The organism is Klebsiella sp. 64 (genome assembly GCF_018223915.1).
GTDB lineage: Bacteria > Pseudomonadota > Gammaproteobacteria > Enterobacterales > Enterobacteriaceae > Klebsiella > Klebsiella pneumoniae.
Window position 1 is genome coordinate 367,318 of the sequence record NZ_JAGRQZ010000001.1, and the last position, 13,811, is coordinate 381,128.

Annotated in this window: 15 protein-coding genes; 10 read left to right on the forward strand and 5 right to left on the reverse strand. The window is 61.5% G+C overall.

Annotated features, from left to right (window positions below; all coding sequences use genetic code 11):
* Window positions 1-110: 110 nt before the first annotated feature.
* Entirely contained in the window at window positions 111-1,175 is a 1,065-nt protein-coding gene (locus KHQ23_RS01795) for a LacI family DNA-binding transcriptional regulator (RefSeq protein WP_004183956.1), read from the forward strand.
* 254 nt (window positions 1,176-1,429) lie between these two features.
* Window positions 1,430-1,870, forward strand: a complete 441-nt coding sequence (locus tag KHQ23_RS01800) for a GNAT family N-acetyltransferase (protein ID WP_032434495.1) — start codon at window positions 1,430-1,432, stop codon at window positions 1,868-1,870.
* A 52-nt stretch (window positions 1,871-1,922) separates the two neighbouring features.
* Here KHQ23_RS01800 and KHQ23_RS01805 read toward each other — a convergent pair whose 3' ends face one another.
* Window positions 1,923-2,138 (reverse strand): DUF4177 domain-containing protein, encoded by a 216-nt coding sequence (locus KHQ23_RS01805; RefSeq protein WP_004205985.1) that lies wholly within the window; start codon window positions 2,136-2,138, stop codon window positions 1,923-1,925.
* Window positions 2,107-3,204: a transcriptional regulator FtrA gene (ftrA, locus tag KHQ23_RS01810; protein WP_004198831.1), complete on the reverse strand. Its 1,098-nt coding sequence runs from the start codon at window positions 3,202-3,204 to the stop codon at window positions 2,107-2,109. The genes KHQ23_RS01805 and ftrA overlap by 32 nt, the downstream gene beginning before the upstream one ends.
* A 67-nt stretch (window positions 3,205-3,271) precedes the next feature.
* Here ftrA and KHQ23_RS01815 point away from each other — a divergent pair, with 67 nt between their 5' ends.
* The 7 genes from KHQ23_RS01815 (at window position 3,272) to urtE (ending at window position 10,579) form a co-directional block, all read left to right on the forward strand.
* Window positions 3,272-3,670 carry a rhodanese-like domain-containing protein gene (locus KHQ23_RS01815; protein ID WP_004214783.1) on the forward strand — a complete coding sequence of 133 codons (399 nt, stop codon included), beginning with the start codon at window positions 3,272-3,274 and terminating at the stop codon, window positions 3,668-3,670.
* Between the two features lie 148 nt (window positions 3,671-3,818).
* Complete coding sequence (locus KHQ23_RS01820) at window positions 3,819-4,922, forward strand: cobalamin-independent methionine synthase II family protein (protein WP_211776827.1); 1,104 nt, start codon at window positions 3,819-3,821, stop codon at window positions 4,920-4,922.
* A 171-nt stretch (window positions 4,923-5,093) separates the two neighbouring features.
* Entirely contained in the window at window positions 5,094-6,365 is a 1,272-nt protein-coding gene (gene urtA / locus KHQ23_RS01825; RefSeq protein ID WP_023282557.1) for an urea ABC transporter substrate-binding protein, read from the forward strand.
* 61 nt (window positions 6,366-6,426) lie between these two features.
* The gene (gene urtB, locus KHQ23_RS01830; protein WP_211776826.1) at window positions 6,427-8,001 is read left to right on the forward strand and encodes an urea ABC transporter permease subunit UrtB; all 1,575 of its coding nucleotides are present in this window, start codon (window positions 6,427-6,429) and stop codon (window positions 7,999-8,001) included.
* Window positions 8,001-9,074: an urea ABC transporter permease subunit UrtC gene (gene urtC / locus KHQ23_RS01835; RefSeq protein WP_004176247.1), complete on the forward strand. Its 1,074-nt coding sequence runs from the start codon at window positions 8,001-8,003 to the stop codon at window positions 9,072-9,074. The genes urtB and urtC overlap by 1 nt, the downstream gene beginning before the upstream one ends.
* Window positions 9,074-9,871, forward strand: coding sequence for an urea ABC transporter ATP-binding protein UrtD (urtD, locus tag KHQ23_RS01840; protein ID WP_004148342.1), 798 nt, complete (start codon window positions 9,074-9,076; stop codon window positions 9,869-9,871). Before urtC ends, urtD begins: the two co-directional genes overlap by 1 nt.
* Before the next feature lie 9 nt (window positions 9,872-9,880).
* Window positions 9,881-10,579 carry an urea ABC transporter ATP-binding subunit UrtE gene (gene urtE, locus KHQ23_RS01845; protein ID WP_004176246.1) on the forward strand — a complete coding sequence of 233 codons (699 nt, stop codon included), beginning with the start codon at window positions 9,881-9,883 and terminating at the stop codon, window positions 10,577-10,579.
* A 35-nt stretch (window positions 10,580-10,614) separates the two neighbouring features.
* Here the strand turns inward: urtE and KHQ23_RS01850 are convergent, their stop codons facing one another.
* The gene (locus KHQ23_RS01850; RefSeq protein ID WP_002904389.1) at window positions 10,615-11,097 is read right to left on the reverse strand and encodes a helix-turn-helix domain-containing protein; all 483 of its coding nucleotides are present in this window, start codon (window positions 11,095-11,097) and stop codon (window positions 10,615-10,617) included.
* Between the two features lie 129 nt (window positions 11,098-11,226).
* Window positions 11,227-12,423, reverse strand: a complete 1,197-nt coding sequence (gene ydeE / locus KHQ23_RS01855) for an efflux MFS transporter YdeE (RefSeq protein WP_023313140.1) — start codon at window positions 12,421-12,423, stop codon at window positions 11,227-11,229.
* A 195-nt stretch (window positions 12,424-12,618) separates the two neighbouring features.
* Between ydeE and eamA the strand changes: the two genes are divergently transcribed.
* Window positions 12,619-13,518, forward strand: coding sequence for an O-acetylserine/cysteine exporter (eamA, locus tag KHQ23_RS01860; RefSeq protein WP_004143566.1), 900 nt, complete (start codon window positions 12,619-12,621; stop codon window positions 13,516-13,518).
* Window positions 13,519-13,567: 49 nt separating this feature from the next.
* Here the strand turns inward: eamA and marB are convergent, their stop codons facing one another.
* Window positions 13,568-13,786 carry a multiple antibiotic resistance protein MarB gene (gene marB / locus KHQ23_RS01865; RefSeq protein WP_002904394.1) on the reverse strand — a complete coding sequence of 73 codons (219 nt, stop codon included), beginning with the start codon at window positions 13,784-13,786 and terminating at the stop codon, window positions 13,568-13,570.
* Window positions 13,787-13,811 lie beyond the last annotated feature (25 nt).

The following is a 13,811-nucleotide window of genomic DNA, read 5'->3' on the forward strand; positions in this document are numbered from 1 at the left end:
GGGAATCGAAATTAACAGACGATCACGAAAGCGGGGGCGAAGCGCTGTTTTTTGTCGCGCGTTAAACATAAAATGTTAGCGCACGACATTGTTATTGCTGAGGAGAAAAGATGCCGCGTCGTACCGCAACCCTGGAGGATGTCGCCCGCGCCGCGGGCGTGTCCCAGCAGACGGTCTCCCGGGTGCTGAACCGTCCTGAGGTGGTGTCAGCCCGCACCCGCGAGCAGGTGATCCGCGCGATGCAGGCGCTGCACTATGTGCCTAACCGCTCAGCGCAGCTGCTTGCCGGCAAAGCGGCGCCCTCCATCGGGCTGATTACCGCCTCGCTGACGCTGCACGCCCCCTCGCAGATCGCCGCCGCGATAAAGAGCCATGCCAGCCTGCATCAGCTGGAAGTGGCGATAGCGATGCCGGCGCAGGCTGATTTTGTCGCGCTGCAGGCCCGGCTGGACGAGCTGCGCGCTCAGCATATTCGCGGGGTGATCGTCAGTCTGCCGCTGGAGAGCGCCACTGCCGAGCGGCTGGTGCAAGACAATCCGGATATGGCCTGCCTGTTTCTCGATGTCTCCCCGGAGGCCGATGTCTGCTGCGTGCGCTTCGACCACCGCGACGGCTGCGGGGCCTGCGTGCGCCACCTGTGGGAGCTGGGGCATCGCGAATTTGGTCTGCTGGCGGGACCGGAAAGTTCGGTTTCCGCCCGTCTTCGTCTCGCCAGCTGGCGCGAGGCGTTGCACAGTCTGAATATTGCCCGCTCTACTACGGTGTTTGGCGACTGGAGCGCCGCCAGCGGTTGGCAGAAAACTTTCGAGCTCCTCCACCTGCAGCCGCGGATCAGCGCCATAGTGGTGGCAAACGATCAGATGGCGCTCGGCGTGCTCAGCGCGCTGGCCCAGCTCAATCGCAGCGGCAGCCAGGCGGTATCGGTGACCGGCTACGATGACACCGCCGACAGCCTTTACTTCCAGCCGCCGCTCACCACGGTGGCGCAGGACTTCGATCTGTTGGGCAAAAGGGCGGTGGAGCGGCTGATTGCCCTGATGGCGGCCCCGCAGCTGCGGATCCGCGAGCTGCTGCCGACCCGGCTCATCGTGCGCCAGTCGGCCTGGCCTGTCGCCGCCGCGGAGGACCGGCAGCAGACCCTGGCGCAGCTGAAAGCGCTGGTGGAGAAGCTTTAGCTGCTGGTCGTTGAGGCTTTATTGAAGTTGAGCATGCTAACTTCGGCAGCAAACGTAGAGAGGTAAAGCTTATCTGTCTGCGAAAAATGCAAAACACAATCTATCCATGCAAGCATTGATTTACCGCCAGTCATATGGCGGTTTTTTTTTGCCCCTTCCACCCTGTACCGACTGCTTCAGTCCGGCTTTCCATCTGGCATATCCTGCCGCGGCATGCTAGATCTTGCTTCCGGGAGACGACGGGAGACAAGGTCATGATGGTGATTGAGGGTAAAGAGGCGATCGCGCGGGTGGACTGGCAGCGAGTGCGAACGATCATCGCCGAGGCCGGGCTGAATGAGCGTGATGTTCAGCAACTGGAGCAGGCGTTCCGCCAGAGTACCTTCTGCTGGTTTGGCTATGAGAACGGTCAGCTGATTGCCGTGGCGCGAGCCATCAGCGACTGCACCTGGAGCAGCTATCTGGCGGATGTGGCGATCGTCCCCACTCGTCAGGGACAGGGCTACGGGCAACAGCTGATGCTGGCCATCCGGGAGCAACTCCTGCCCTTTGGCAAAATATTTATCTATGCGGTGGCCGATAAAATTACGTTTTATCAGCGCTTTGGCTTTGCCATGTTGACTACCGGCATGGTCTGCGCCAGCGAGGAAGGCATGCAGAAAATGCAGGAGCAGGGCTATATCCGTCAGCCCTGAAAGCTGACGCTTAGAAACGCCTGGCTTAAACGGGTAAACCAGGCGCAGGCTGTCAGAGGGGGCGTTCGAGCACGAAAAGATACGCTTCCCGCGACCAGAACAGGGCGGTACGGCGGCGCTCCACCGACATGGTTTTCACTTCCCATCCCTCACGGGTATAGCTGCTGAGAAACTGGCTCATTTTGTCAGGGTCGGCCTTGGCTTCGCCAAAAAACAGACTGCCCAGCAGCCCCTCTTTATAGATCACTACCCGACACTCTTTCTTCATCATCGACCCTCCTGGCGACCGGTTTACTGTGGCCGTCTATTGTCCGTGGCTGCGACGATTTTGCAATCGGAGAAGGCGTAAACTGTTTACGGTACTGCAGCGGGCTGAGCGCGAAGTGCTGGCGAAAATGGTGGCGCAGGGTGCCGGCGCTGGCAAACCCGCAGCGCTCAGCGATCTGATCGATGCCCATCGTGCTCTCCGTCAGGTGCTGGCGGGCGCGCAGCAGTCGTTCCTCCAGCAGCCAGCGGGCGGGCGTTTTACCGGTGGCCTCCTCAAAGCGGCGCAAAAAGGTGCGCGTCCCCATGCCGGCGCGCTGGGCGAGGGAAGCGACGGTATGGCTGGCGGCAAGATGCTGGTGCAGATAGTCAAACAGCTGACCGAGGCGCAGGCTCTCCCGGCTGCGGGCTACCGGGCGCAGGACCTGCTGCGCCTGACCGCCGTCGCGATGGGGAGAGACGACCAGGCGGCGGGCGACGACGTTGGCGGCTTCGCTGCCGAAATCTTCACGCACCAGATGCAGACAAAGGTCGATCCCCGCCGCGCTGCCGGCGGAAGTCATCAGCAAAGCATCGCCCACGTAAAGGACGTCCTCCACCACCTGGATCTGCGGAAAACGGGACTGCAGCGCCGCGGTGTAGCGCCAGTGGGTTGTCGCCTGGCGGCCATTGAGCAGCCCGGCGGCGGCGAGAACGAACACCCCGGAACAGATAGAAATAATCCGACATCCGCGGGCGTGGGCGGAAGCCAGCGCGGCGCACAGCGCCTCGGGGACCGGGGCGTCGACGCCGCGCCAGCCGGGGACCACGATCGTATCCGCCTGGGCGAGAAGTTCAGGACCGCCGTCGGTCATCAGGCGGATGCCGCCGGTAGCGCACAGCGGCCCTTCATCGACGGCGGCGACGGCGAACTGGTACCAGTTGTCGCCCATTTCCGGGCGCGGCAGGCCGAAGATCTCCACGGCTACGCCAAACTCAAAGGTGCACAGGCCATCGTAGGCGAGGGCGATCACCTGATGACGTGACGGTGTCACAGAAGGGGTTGTCAGAATGTTAGCGTTTTCTGTCATGGTTGCCGGCAGATCAGGGTGATGGGCGTCAGTAAAGTAGTGTTATCACAGACAAGGAGAAGACGCCATGAGTGTAGTAACCCAATTTACCCCCGCCACCTCCGCTGAGGCTATCCGCTGGTTCAGCCATAAGCTGCATCTTGAGACCGACTGCGCCGATGTGCACAGCGCCCAGCGTGCCGGCGAGGTCGACTTCGTCCTGCTGCACGTGGTCGGCAGTGAGGAAGCCTTCGCCAGACGTCACCTGCCAGGCGCGCAGCATCTCCCGCACAGCCAGATCACCGCCGAGCGAATGGCCGCCTGGCCGGCGGATACCCTCTTTGTGGTCTACTGCGCCGGGCCGCACTGCAACGGCGCTGACGTTGCCGCGCTGAAGCTGGCTGAGCTCGGGCGGCCGGTGAAAATGATGCTCGGCGGACTCACCGGCTGGGAAGATGAGGGCTATGCGTTTGTTTCCGGTAAATGAAATTTTTTCATGTACCATGAAATATTCTCGTTTGCGGCCCACCACTCTGCATGCCAGTATCTGGACATATAGCCATCCAGAAGTCTAAAAATTCAAATAATGAACTATCACGGTGGGCAACTAACGCGCCCACCGCTAAGGAGACAGCATGCAACGTCAACAGGCCCCGTTCCGCGCAGACATCGTCGGCAGTTTTTTGCGCCCGGACAGCATTAAACAGGCGCGTCAGCAGCTGGCTGAGGGGATTATCGACGCCGCTCAGCTACGCGAGATTGAGAATAACGCGATCCGTCATCTGGTTCAGCAGCAATGCGACTGCGGCCTGCATGTGGTCACCGACGGTGAGTTTCGTCGCGCATGGTGGCATTTCGATTTCTTCGATGGCCTGCAGGGCGTTGAACGTTACGATGCCGAGCAGGGGATCCAGTTCAACGGCGTGCAGACCAAAGCGCACGGCGTTCGCGTCACCGGCAAGCTGGCGTTTGGCGACCACCCGATGCTGGAGGATTTCCGCTATCTGAAAAGCATCAGCGGCGACGCGCAGCCGAAGATGACCATTCCCAGCCCGAGCGTGCTGCACTTCCGCTGCGGGCGGAAAGATATCGATGCCACGGTCTACCCGGATCTTAGCGACTACTTCGACGATTTGGCCACCACCTGGCGCGACGCCATCCGCGCGTTTTATGACGCCGGCTGCCGCTATCTGCAGCTGGACGATACCGTGTGGGCCTATCTGTGCTCCGATGCCCAGCGCCAGCAGGTACGCGAGCGCGGCGAGGATCCGGATGCGCTGGCGCGTATTTATGCCCGGGTGCTGAACCAGGCGCTGGAGGGTAAGCCGGCCGATCTGACGGTGGGCCTGCACGTCTGCCGGGGTAACTTCCGTTCAACCTGGATCTCGGAAGGCGGTTACGAGCCGGTTGCCGAGGTGCTGTTTGGCGGCGTTAATGTCGATGCCTTCTTCCTGGAGTACGACAACGACCGCTCCGGGGATTTCGCGCCGCTGCGCTTTATTCGTCCCGGCCACCAGCAGGTGGTCCTCGGGCTGATCACCACCAAAAACGGCGAGCTGGAGAATCCGCAAGGGGTAAAAGCGCGTCTCGCCGAGGCCGCGCAGTACGTGCCGCTCGAGCAGATCTGCCTCAGCCCGCAGTGCGGTTTCGCCTCCACTGAAGAGGGGAATGCCCTCAGCGAAGACCAGCAATGGCAAAAGGTCCGTCTGGTGACCTCCATCGCCGCCGACGTCTGGTAATTGCTTTCTTAGCGCAGCGTTGCACCGTGATGAGGCAACGCTGCCATCCTCTTCGCCACTATCGCCCACCTGCGCCGCATCCTGCTGTTTTCACAACCTGGCACCTTTTTTGCCTTATCACCTCTGGTTAGCTGTTAATTCTTTATTTTTTGCGCTACTCAGGAGTGAATCATGCAACGTAGAACGTTATTAAAAGCTTTTGCACTCTCCGCCTCTGTTATGGCTATGGGTCTCTCCTTTCAGGCCTATGCCGCCGACACCATCAAAGTCGGGATCATGCATTCGCTCTCCGGGACGATGGCGATTTCCGAAACGCCGCTGAAAGACGTCGCGCTGATGGCCATCGACGACATCAACGCCAAAGGCGGGGTGCTGGGCAAGAAACTGGAGCCGGTGGTGGTCGACCCGGCCTCCAACTGGCCGCTGTTTGCCGAGAAGGCGCGCCAGCTGCTGGCCCAGGATAAAGTGGCGGTGGTGTTTGGCTGCTGGACGTCGGTCTCGCGTAAATCGGTCCTGCCGGTGTTTGAGGAACTGAACGGCCTGCTGTTCTACCCGGTGCAGTACGAAGGGGAAGAGATGTCCCCCAACGTCTTCTATACCGGCGCGGCGCCTAACCAGCAGGCTATCCCGGCAGTGGAATACCTGCTGAGCGAGGACGGCGGCGGCGCTAAACGTTTCTTTCTGCTGGGGACGGACTACGTCTATCCGCGCACCACCAACAAGATCCTCCGCGCCTTTCTGCATGCCAAAGGGATCCAGGACAAAGATATCGAGGAGGTCTACACCCCGTTCGGCTACAGCGATTACCAGACCATCGTCGCCAATATCAAAAAATTCGCCGCCGGTGGCAAAACGGCAGTGGTCTCCACCATCAATGGCGATTCCAACGTACCGTTCTACAAAGAGCTGGCTAACCAGGGTCTGAAAGCGACCGATGTACCGGTGGTGGCCTTCTCGGTGGGGGAAGAGGAGCTGCGCGGCATCGATACCAAACCGCTGGTCGGCAACCTCGCGGCATGGAACTACTTTGAATCCGTCGATAATCCGACCAACAAAGCCTTCGTCGCCGATTATCGCGCGTATGCCAAAGCGCACAAGCTGCCGAATGCCGATACGGTGGTGACCAACGATCCGATGGAAGCGACCTGGGTGGGCCTGCATATGTGGGCGCAGGCGGTGACCAAAGCGGGCACCACCGATGTTAACAAAGTACGCGAGGCGATGGCCGGGCAGACCTTCAAAGCGCCGTCCGGATTTACCCTGACCATGGATGCCACCAACCACCATCTGCATAAGCCGGTGATGATCGGTGAAATTGAAGGCAACGGCCAGTTCAACGTGGTCTGGCAGACCGATGAGCCCGTCCGCGCGCAGCCGTGGAGCCCGTGGATCCCCGGTAATGATAAGAAACCTGACCATCCGGTGAAAACCGTCAGCCAGTAAGCGCCACGGCCGACGGGGCGGGAGCGTCGCGCCCGTCGGCCGCTGACCAGAGGAGAACGACATGAACGCATTGCGTCTCATGAGTGTGTTGGCGCTACTGCTGACCTTGCTGCCATGGCGGGCGCAGGCCGCGGAGGCGGACGACTTCGTTGCCGCCAGTCGCAGCCAGCAGGCGCAGCTGTTGACCCAGTGGGCGGCAGCGCCGCAGGCGGATCGTCTGCCGCTGCTGCGGGCGTTGACCACCGAGAGCCTGGTGATGGACGACGGAAAACATGCTTTCCGCACCCGACTGGGCGGATTACAGCCATTGGGCGCTGTCGCCGCGCCGCAGGGCGAAACCCGGCCGGTCCGTCTGACCAACCGGCTGCGCAATCTGGCTGCCGGCGCGCTGGCCAGCCACCTTATTTTAAGTGACAACGTCACGGAGAGAGCTTCCGCCGCACGAACGCTACAGCGGGAAGCGACTCCGGCCATGGCCGCGCTGCTGCAACAGCGGCTGCAGGCGGAAACCGATGATAATGTGCGGGGTCTGCTGGAGGTGGCGCTGGCGCGCCTGCAGCTCACTCAGCCTGAGGCCAGCGCGCGGCTGGCCGCCGTGACGCTGCTCGGCCATTCCGCGGATCCGGAAACCCAGGCGCTGCTGATCCCCTTTACCGATGCCCAGCATGAGCCGGATGCGGCGGTGCGCGAGGCGGCCAGCGATAGCCTGCAAAAGATCAAACATCGTCTGCTGCTCGGCGATCTGCTGGGCCAGGCCTTTATGGGGCTGTCGCTGGGCTCGGTGCTGCTGCTGGCCGCGCTGGGGCTGGCGATCACCTATGGCCTGCTGGGGGTGATTAACATGGCCCATGGCGAGATGTTAATGATCGGCGCCTACAGCTGCTGGCTGGTACAGCAGGCGCTGGCGCAGCTCGCGCCGCGATGGCTGGCCTTTTATCCGCTGGTCGCGCTGCCGGTGGCGTTTCTGGTGACCGCCGGGATCGGCATGGCGCTGGAGCGCACCATTATTCGTCATCTGTATGGTCGGCCGCTGGAAACGCTGCTCGCCACCTGGGGGATCAGCCTGATGCTTATCCAGCTGGTGAGGATGTTGTTTGGCGCGCAGAACGTGGAGGTGGCAAACCCGGCCTGGCTCTCCGGCGGCGTGCAGGTCCTGCCGAACCTGATCCTGCCGTGGAACCGGCTGGCGGTACTGGCGTTCGTCCTGCTGGTGCTGTGCTTTACCTGGCTCATCCTGAACCGCACCCGTCTGGGGATGAACGTCCGCGCCGTGACGCAGAACCGGGCGATGGCCGCCTGCTGCGGCGTGCCTACCGGGCGGGTGGATATGCTGGCCTTTGGCCTCGGCTCCGGTATTGCCGGGCTGGGCGGCGTGGCGCTGTCGCAGCTTGGCAACGTCGGGCCTGAACTGGGTCAGGGATACATCATCGACTCGTTTCTGGTGGTGGTGCTGGGCGGCGTCGGCCAGCTGGCCGGCAGCGTGGCGGCGGCCTTTGGGCTGGGCATTTTCAACAAAATTCTCGAACCGCAAATGGGCGCGGTGCTGGGCAAGATCCTGATCCTGGTGATGATTATTCTGTTTATTCAGAAACGACCGCAGGGTCTGTTCGCGCTGAAAGGGAGGGTTATCGACTAATGAGCCAACCAATCACCTTAACGCTGGCGCAGCGCGCGCCGCGGCCTCTGCGCTGGCTGGGGATCCTGCTGGTGCTGGGGCTGCTGAGTATGCCATTCCTGGCGCTGCTGCCGGCCTCCCATCCGCTGGCGGTGCCGAGCTGGCTGCTGACGCTGAGCGGCAAAATCCTCTGCTACGCCATTGTGGCGGTGGCGCTGGATCTGGTCTGGGGCTATGCGGGCATGCTGTCGCTGGGGCACGGGATCTTCTTTGCCCTCGGCGGGTACGCCATGGGGATGTACCTGATGCGCCAGGCGGCGGGCGACGGTCTGCCGGCGTTTATGTCTTTTCTCTCCTGGAGCGAGCTGCCCTGGTTCTGGTGGGGCACGCAGCATTTCGCCTGGGCGATGGCGCTGGTGGTGCTGGTTCCCGGTCTGCTGGCCCTGGTTTTCGGCTGGTTTGCCTTTCGCTCGAAGATCAAAGGGGTCTATTTCTCGATCATGACCCAGGCCCTGACCTATGCCGGTATGCTGCTGTTCTTTCGCAACGAGACCGGGTTTGGCGGGAATAACGGCTTCACCGGTTTTACCACGCTGCTGGGCTTTCCTGTCACCGCCACCGGCACCCGCGCCAGCCTGTTTATGGCCACGGTTTTGCTGCTGTTGCTGACCCTGTGGCTGGGCTCGGCGCTGGCGCAGAGTAAGTTTGGCCGGATCCTCACCGCGGTGCGTGACGCCGAAAACCGGCTGATGTTCTGCGGGTACGACCCGCGCGGCTTCAAGCTGCTGGTGTGGACGCTGTCGGCGGTGCTCTGCGGTCTGGCGGGGGCGTTATATGTCCCGCAGGTGGGGATCATCAACCCCAGCGAAATGTCGCCGACCAACTCCATCGAGGCCGCCATCTGGGTGGCGCTCGGCGGGCGCGGCACCCTGATTGGCCCGGTGCTTGGCGCCGGATTGGTCAACGGTGCGAAAAGCATTTTCACCGTGGCGATGCCAGAGTACTGGCAGCTGTTTCTCGGCCTCATCTTCATCATTGTGACCCTGTTTTTACCCCGCGGGGTGATGGGCCTGCTGCGTCGAGGAGACCGCTAATGCAACCGGATGAAGGACTATTTACCCGCCAGCTGCCCGGCGATCGCTTTCGCGAACAAACCGATCCGGTGCTGCAGCTGGAGAACATCAACGTCAGCTTTGACGGTTTCCGGGCGCTGACGGATCTGTCGCTGGCGATAGGCGTCGGCGAACTGCGCTGTGTGATCGGCCCCAACGGGGCGGGCAAGACCACCCTGATGGACGTGATCACCGGCAAGACCCGGCCGCAAAGCGGCAAAGCGCTCTATGACCAGTCGGTGGATCTGACCACTCTTGACCCGGTGGCCATCGCCCGCCAGGGCATCGGGCGCAAGTTTCAGAAGCCGACGGTCTTCGAAGCGCTGACGGTGGCGGAAAATCTCGCCCTGGCGATGAAGGGGGATAAATCGGTGTGGGCCAGCCTGCGCGCCCGGATAAGCAGCGAACAGGACGATCGGCTGAATGAGGTGCTGCGCCTGTTGCGTCTTGACGGCGAGCGCTACCGCCAGGCCGGTCTGTTGTCCCATGGTCAGAAACAGTTTCTTGAGATCGGCATGCTGCTGGTGCAGGAGCCGCATCTGCTGCTGCTTGATGAGCCGGCGGCCGGCATGACCGATGCGGAAACGGAGTATACGGCGGAGCTGTTTCGTACCCTGGCTGGACAGCACTCCCTGATGGTGGTGGAGCACGACATGGGATTTGTCGAGACCATCGCCGACCGGGTGACGGTCCTGCATCAGGGCCAGGTGCTGGCGGAGGGATCGCTGCGGGAGGTACAGGCCAATGAGCAGGTCATTGAAGTTTATCTGGGACGTTAAGGAGCGCCAATGTTACAGGTGAGTCAGCTACATCAATACTACGGCGGCAGCCATATTTTACGCGGGGTGGATTTTTCCGCCCGCCAGGGCGAAGTCACCTGCCTGCTGGGGCGCAATGGCGTCGGTAAGACCACGCTGCTGAAATGCCTGATGGGGCTGATCCCGGCGCGCAGCGGTGAGGTACGCTGGCAGGATCAGAACATCACCCATCGCAAACCGCACCAGCGGGTGCAGGCCGGGGTCGCCTACGTCCCCCAGGGGCGCGAGATATTTCCGCGCCTGACGGTGGAAGAAAACCTGCTGATGGGGCTGTCGCGCTTTCCCGCCCGCGAAGCGCAGCAGGTGCCGGAGGAGATCTACCAGCTTTTCCCGGTGCTCAGGACCATGAAGCAGCGGCGAGGCGGTGACTTATCCGGCGGCCAGCAGCAGCAGCTGGCGATTGGCCGCGCGCTGGCCAGCCGCCCACAGCTGCTGATCCTTGATGAACCCACCGAGGGGATCCAGCCCTCGGTCATCAAAGAGATTGGCGAGGTGATCCGCCAGCTGGCGAGCCGCGGAGACATGGCGATCCTGCTGGTGGAGCAGTTCTATGACTTTGCCGCCGGACTGGCGGACCACTACCTGGTGATGTCGCGCGGCGCCATCGTCCAGCAAGGCAAGGGTGGTGATATGGAGAGCGACGGCGTGCGCGCCATGGTGACCATCTGACCATGCCGGCGGCGGTCGCGCCGCCGGTTTGCGGCCTATTTGCGCAGCAGCCGCTGCAGGCGCGCCTGGCGCCAGTTTTTAATCCATTCGCCGAACACGAACAGGCGTAATCCTCTCACCACCAGCAGGGCGCCCCAGATCAGGGCGACCCAGCCGGACCAGTAGTACTGTGGATTAGTGAAGCGGTTAAGCACCGCCAGCAGCACGCAAACCACCAGCGCCACCGACAGCGAACGGAAAAAGCGGCTCTCCTGATGCACCCGCGCTTTGGCTTCCTCTATGCGCAGATCCAGTGAGGCTTCCTGGCCCGGCGCGTCTTCCCGCCGGGCTTCGCCGCCGATCTCGGCCACCGTCACCTCAAAGACCGCGGCGAGGGCGCTGAGGGTCTCCAGCCCCGGGCGTTCGCCATTCTCAATGCGCTGGATCGTGCGGACGCTGAGACCCGCCATTTCGGCCAACTGCTCCTGGGACCAGGCGCGCTGCAGCCGTAATTGTTTGACCTGATTGTTGCTGTTCATATTCGTATGCTCCATAACGTTCTGCGGATGTAAACCTGTGATGGAGTATGGTGAACCGGGCCGCCAGCCACCACGACAGCGACCCGACAACGGCCCGACAGCAACCTGACAGCCGCATGCCAGCTGGCGTCAGGCGTTGGCCAGCGGAGAATCCGGTTGCCAGGGGCGGGCATTGATCCCGCGGAAAATCATCAGCCAGGCGGCGACAATCGCCACGATAAGAATGACAAAAAGCGACCAGTGCGGCAGATGGGTGAGGATCAACCCCGTCAGCATCGGGTTGAATGCCGCCCCCAGCCACCCCAGCGACTGGGCGGAGAAGTAGCTGGCCTTCATCCCCGGCGGGGCAATATGGTCAATCAGCATATACTCCCCGGGGGCATAAATCACTTCCCCGAGGGTGAAGATCGCCGCCGAGATCCCCCACGCCCACAGGCTGGCGCCAGAGAACATAAAGCCCACAAGGCCGATCACAAAGCAGACGGTGCCGAAGGTCATCAGCGGGCGGATATTTCTCGCGCTCAGCCGCCGGCCAACCGCGTACTGCAGAGCAACCACCACCGCGGCGTTGACCGGCAGCACCACGGCCACCACTTTCTCGGCGAAATCGCTGCTGGCGACCACCAGCACATACTGCGAGAGACAGGAGGCGAAGGCGCCGCCAACGAAGGAGGCCAGCAGCCCGGAGCAGGTAAACCACAGCAGCGCCCGGTCGCGCAGCAACACCGAAGGCGACCAGGGCGCGGCGCCCGGCTGGGCCGCGGCGGCGTCATCCCGCTGAAGAAACAGCTGAATAAACACCAGCGGAAAGGCGGCGCAGGCGGCCGCCAGCCAGAACGGCAAATTGATACTGTGCATTACCAGCAGGGTGCCGATGGGCGGCCCAACGGTCCAGCCGATGTTGAGGATGGTGTAGTTCAGCGAGAAGATGCGCGCTTTTTTCTCTGCCGTCAGCCGATCGGCGAACCAGGCTTTCAGGACGGTGGAAAAGACCGAGTAGGCGCAGTTGATCAGCGCAAAGAAGATCACCACCAGGAGGGCGTTATTGACCAGCGGTATTGCGCTGAAGCCGAGAATAAACACCAGCACTGACCACACCATATAGCGCTTTTTATCGAACCTGTCAGCGAGGATGCCAAAACCCATGCTGAACAACACCCCAACCACCAGCGCCAGCGACAGGGCATAGCCAATCACATCCACCTCCAGCTGAAAGCGTCGGGTGAGATAGATGGTCATAAACGGCAGTGTGGCCCCGCGGCCGATAGTCAACAGTAACGACGATGCCAGCAGCGCGATGGTGGAGCGCCGGAGAGTGGTGATCATGATTTCCTTGCCTGTCATGTTGTTATAATTTTATGTCTTCGATCACAAATAACACGGTCATTACGCCTTGTACAGGTCATCGCGGTCGACGGGCGCACTTCCGGGCCTGCCAAAAATAATGATCTATCCCGGCGGCCGCTTTTTCGCTACTTTGATTTTGTTCACAAAAATTCCAATAACGACAGAGGCAGGGGTATGACGAGGAAAGATGGACTACTGGCGCTGCTGGTAGTGGTGGTGTGGGGGCTTAACTTTGTGGTGATTAAGCTGGGGTTGCACAATATGCCGCCGCTGATGCTGGCGGGGCTGCGCTTTATGCTGGTCGCCTTCCCGGCGCTGCTGTTTGTCGCCCGGCCAGCTATTCCGCTGCGCCTGCTGCTGGGCTATGGCCTGACCATAAGTTTCGGTCAGTTCGCCTTTCTGTTCTGCGCTATCGGCCTGGGTATGCCGGCCGGGCTGGCCTCCCTTGTGCTGCAGGCGCAAGCCTTCTTCACCATCATCCTTGGCGCCTTCGTCTTTGGCGAACGTCTGCAGGGCAAGCAGCTGGCGGGGATCGCCCTGGCGATCTTTGGCGTGCTGGTGCTGGTGGAGGGCAGCCTTGGCGGGGAGCATGTGCCGCTGGTGGGCTTTATGCTGACCCTCGCGGCGGCGCTCAGCTGGGCCTGCGGCAATATTTTCAACAAGAAAATCATGTCCCAGGCGAGCCGGCCGCCAATCATGTCGCTGGTGGTCTGGAGCGCGCTGATCCCGGTGCTGCCGTTTATGCTGGCCTCATTGTTGATCGATGGCCCGCAGACCATGCTGGCGAGTCTGCAACACATCGATCTGCTAACGATACTGTCGCTGCTTTATCTGGCGTTTATCGCCACTATCGTCGGCTATGGCATCTGGGGATCGCTGCTGGGGCGGTATGAAACCTGGCGGGTGGCGCCGCTGTCGCTGCTGGTGCCGGTGGTGGGAATGGCCAGCGCTGCGCTGCTGCTCGGGGAGACGCTGAGCGGACTGCAGCTCACCGGGGCGGTGCTGATTATGGCCGGGCTCTACATTAATGTCTTTGGCTTACGTTTGGTGCGGCCTGGGATGGCGCGCGGATAAAAAAAAAGCCCCGGAGACGGGGCTATACACAATTATGCGTGTAATGGCATCACAGGTCGTGCTGCTGGTAGTACGGCACGCCAAGTTCGTCAGATTTATCATTACCAGCCGCCATATGATTGAAATCAAACGGCGAATCATTATGTTCTGAAGGGATAATCATTGTATCACGCTGGTTTTGACGCACCGGCGTGGTGTTTTGCTCCGCATAGCTGAGGCTGGAGGCCAGCGACAAGAGTACGATAGCTGCGGCAGCGAATAGTTTCATGATTTCCTCAATACGTCTTTTATAG

Bases quoted from the DNA above. Each gene is read 5' to 3' on its own strand.
- urtC (WP_004176247.1), top strand. From the start codon at position 8,001: ATGAGCCAACCAATCACCTTAACGCTGGCGCAGCGCGCGCCGCGGCCT.
- urtE (WP_004176246.1), top strand. From the start codon at position 9,881: ATGTTACAGGTGAGTCAGCTACATCAATACTACGGCGGCAGCCATATT.
- KHQ23_RS01800 (WP_032434495.1), top strand. From the start codon at position 1,430: ATGATGGTGATTGAGGGTAAAGAGGCGATCGCGCGGGTGGACTGGCAG.
- urtB (WP_211776826.1), top strand. From the start codon at position 6,427: ATGAACGCATTGCGTCTCATGAGTGTGTTGGCGCTACTGCTGACCTTG.
- ydeE (WP_023313140.1), bottom strand. From the start codon at position 12,423: ATGATCACCACTCTCCGGCGCTCCACCATCGCGCTGCTGGCATCGTCG.
- KHQ23_RS01805 (WP_004205985.1), bottom strand. From the start codon at position 2,138: ATGAAGAAAGAGTGTCGGGTAGTGATCTATAAAGAGGGGCTGCTGGGC.
- eamA (WP_004143566.1), top strand. From the start codon at position 12,619: ATGACGAGGAAAGATGGACTACTGGCGCTGCTGGTAGTGGTGGTGTGG.
- KHQ23_RS01820 (WP_211776827.1), top strand. From the start codon at position 3,819: ATGCAACGTCAACAGGCCCCGTTCCGCGCAGACATCGTCGGCAGTTTT.
- urtD (WP_004148342.1), top strand. From the start codon at position 9,074: ATGCAACCGGATGAAGGACTATTTACCCGCCAGCTGCCCGGCGATCGC.
- marB (WP_002904394.1), bottom strand. From the start codon at position 13,786: ATGAAACTATTCGCTGCCGCAGCTATCGTACTCTTGTCGCTGGCCTCC.
- ftrA (WP_004198831.1), bottom strand. From the start codon at position 3,204: ATGACAGAAAACGCTAACATTCTGACAACCCCTTCTGTGACACCGTCA.
- urtA (WP_023282557.1), top strand. From the start codon at position 5,094: ATGCAACGTAGAACGTTATTAAAAGCTTTTGCACTCTCCGCCTCTGTT.
- KHQ23_RS01850 (WP_002904389.1), bottom strand. From the start codon at position 11,097: ATGAACAGCAACAATCAGGTCAAACAATTACGGCTGCAGCGCGCCTGG.
- KHQ23_RS01815 (WP_004214783.1), top strand. From the start codon at position 3,272: ATGAGTGTAGTAACCCAATTTACCCCCGCCACCTCCGCTGAGGCTATC.
- KHQ23_RS01795 (WP_004183956.1), top strand. From the start codon at position 111: ATGCCGCGTCGTACCGCAACCCTGGAGGATGTCGCCCGCGCCGCGGGC.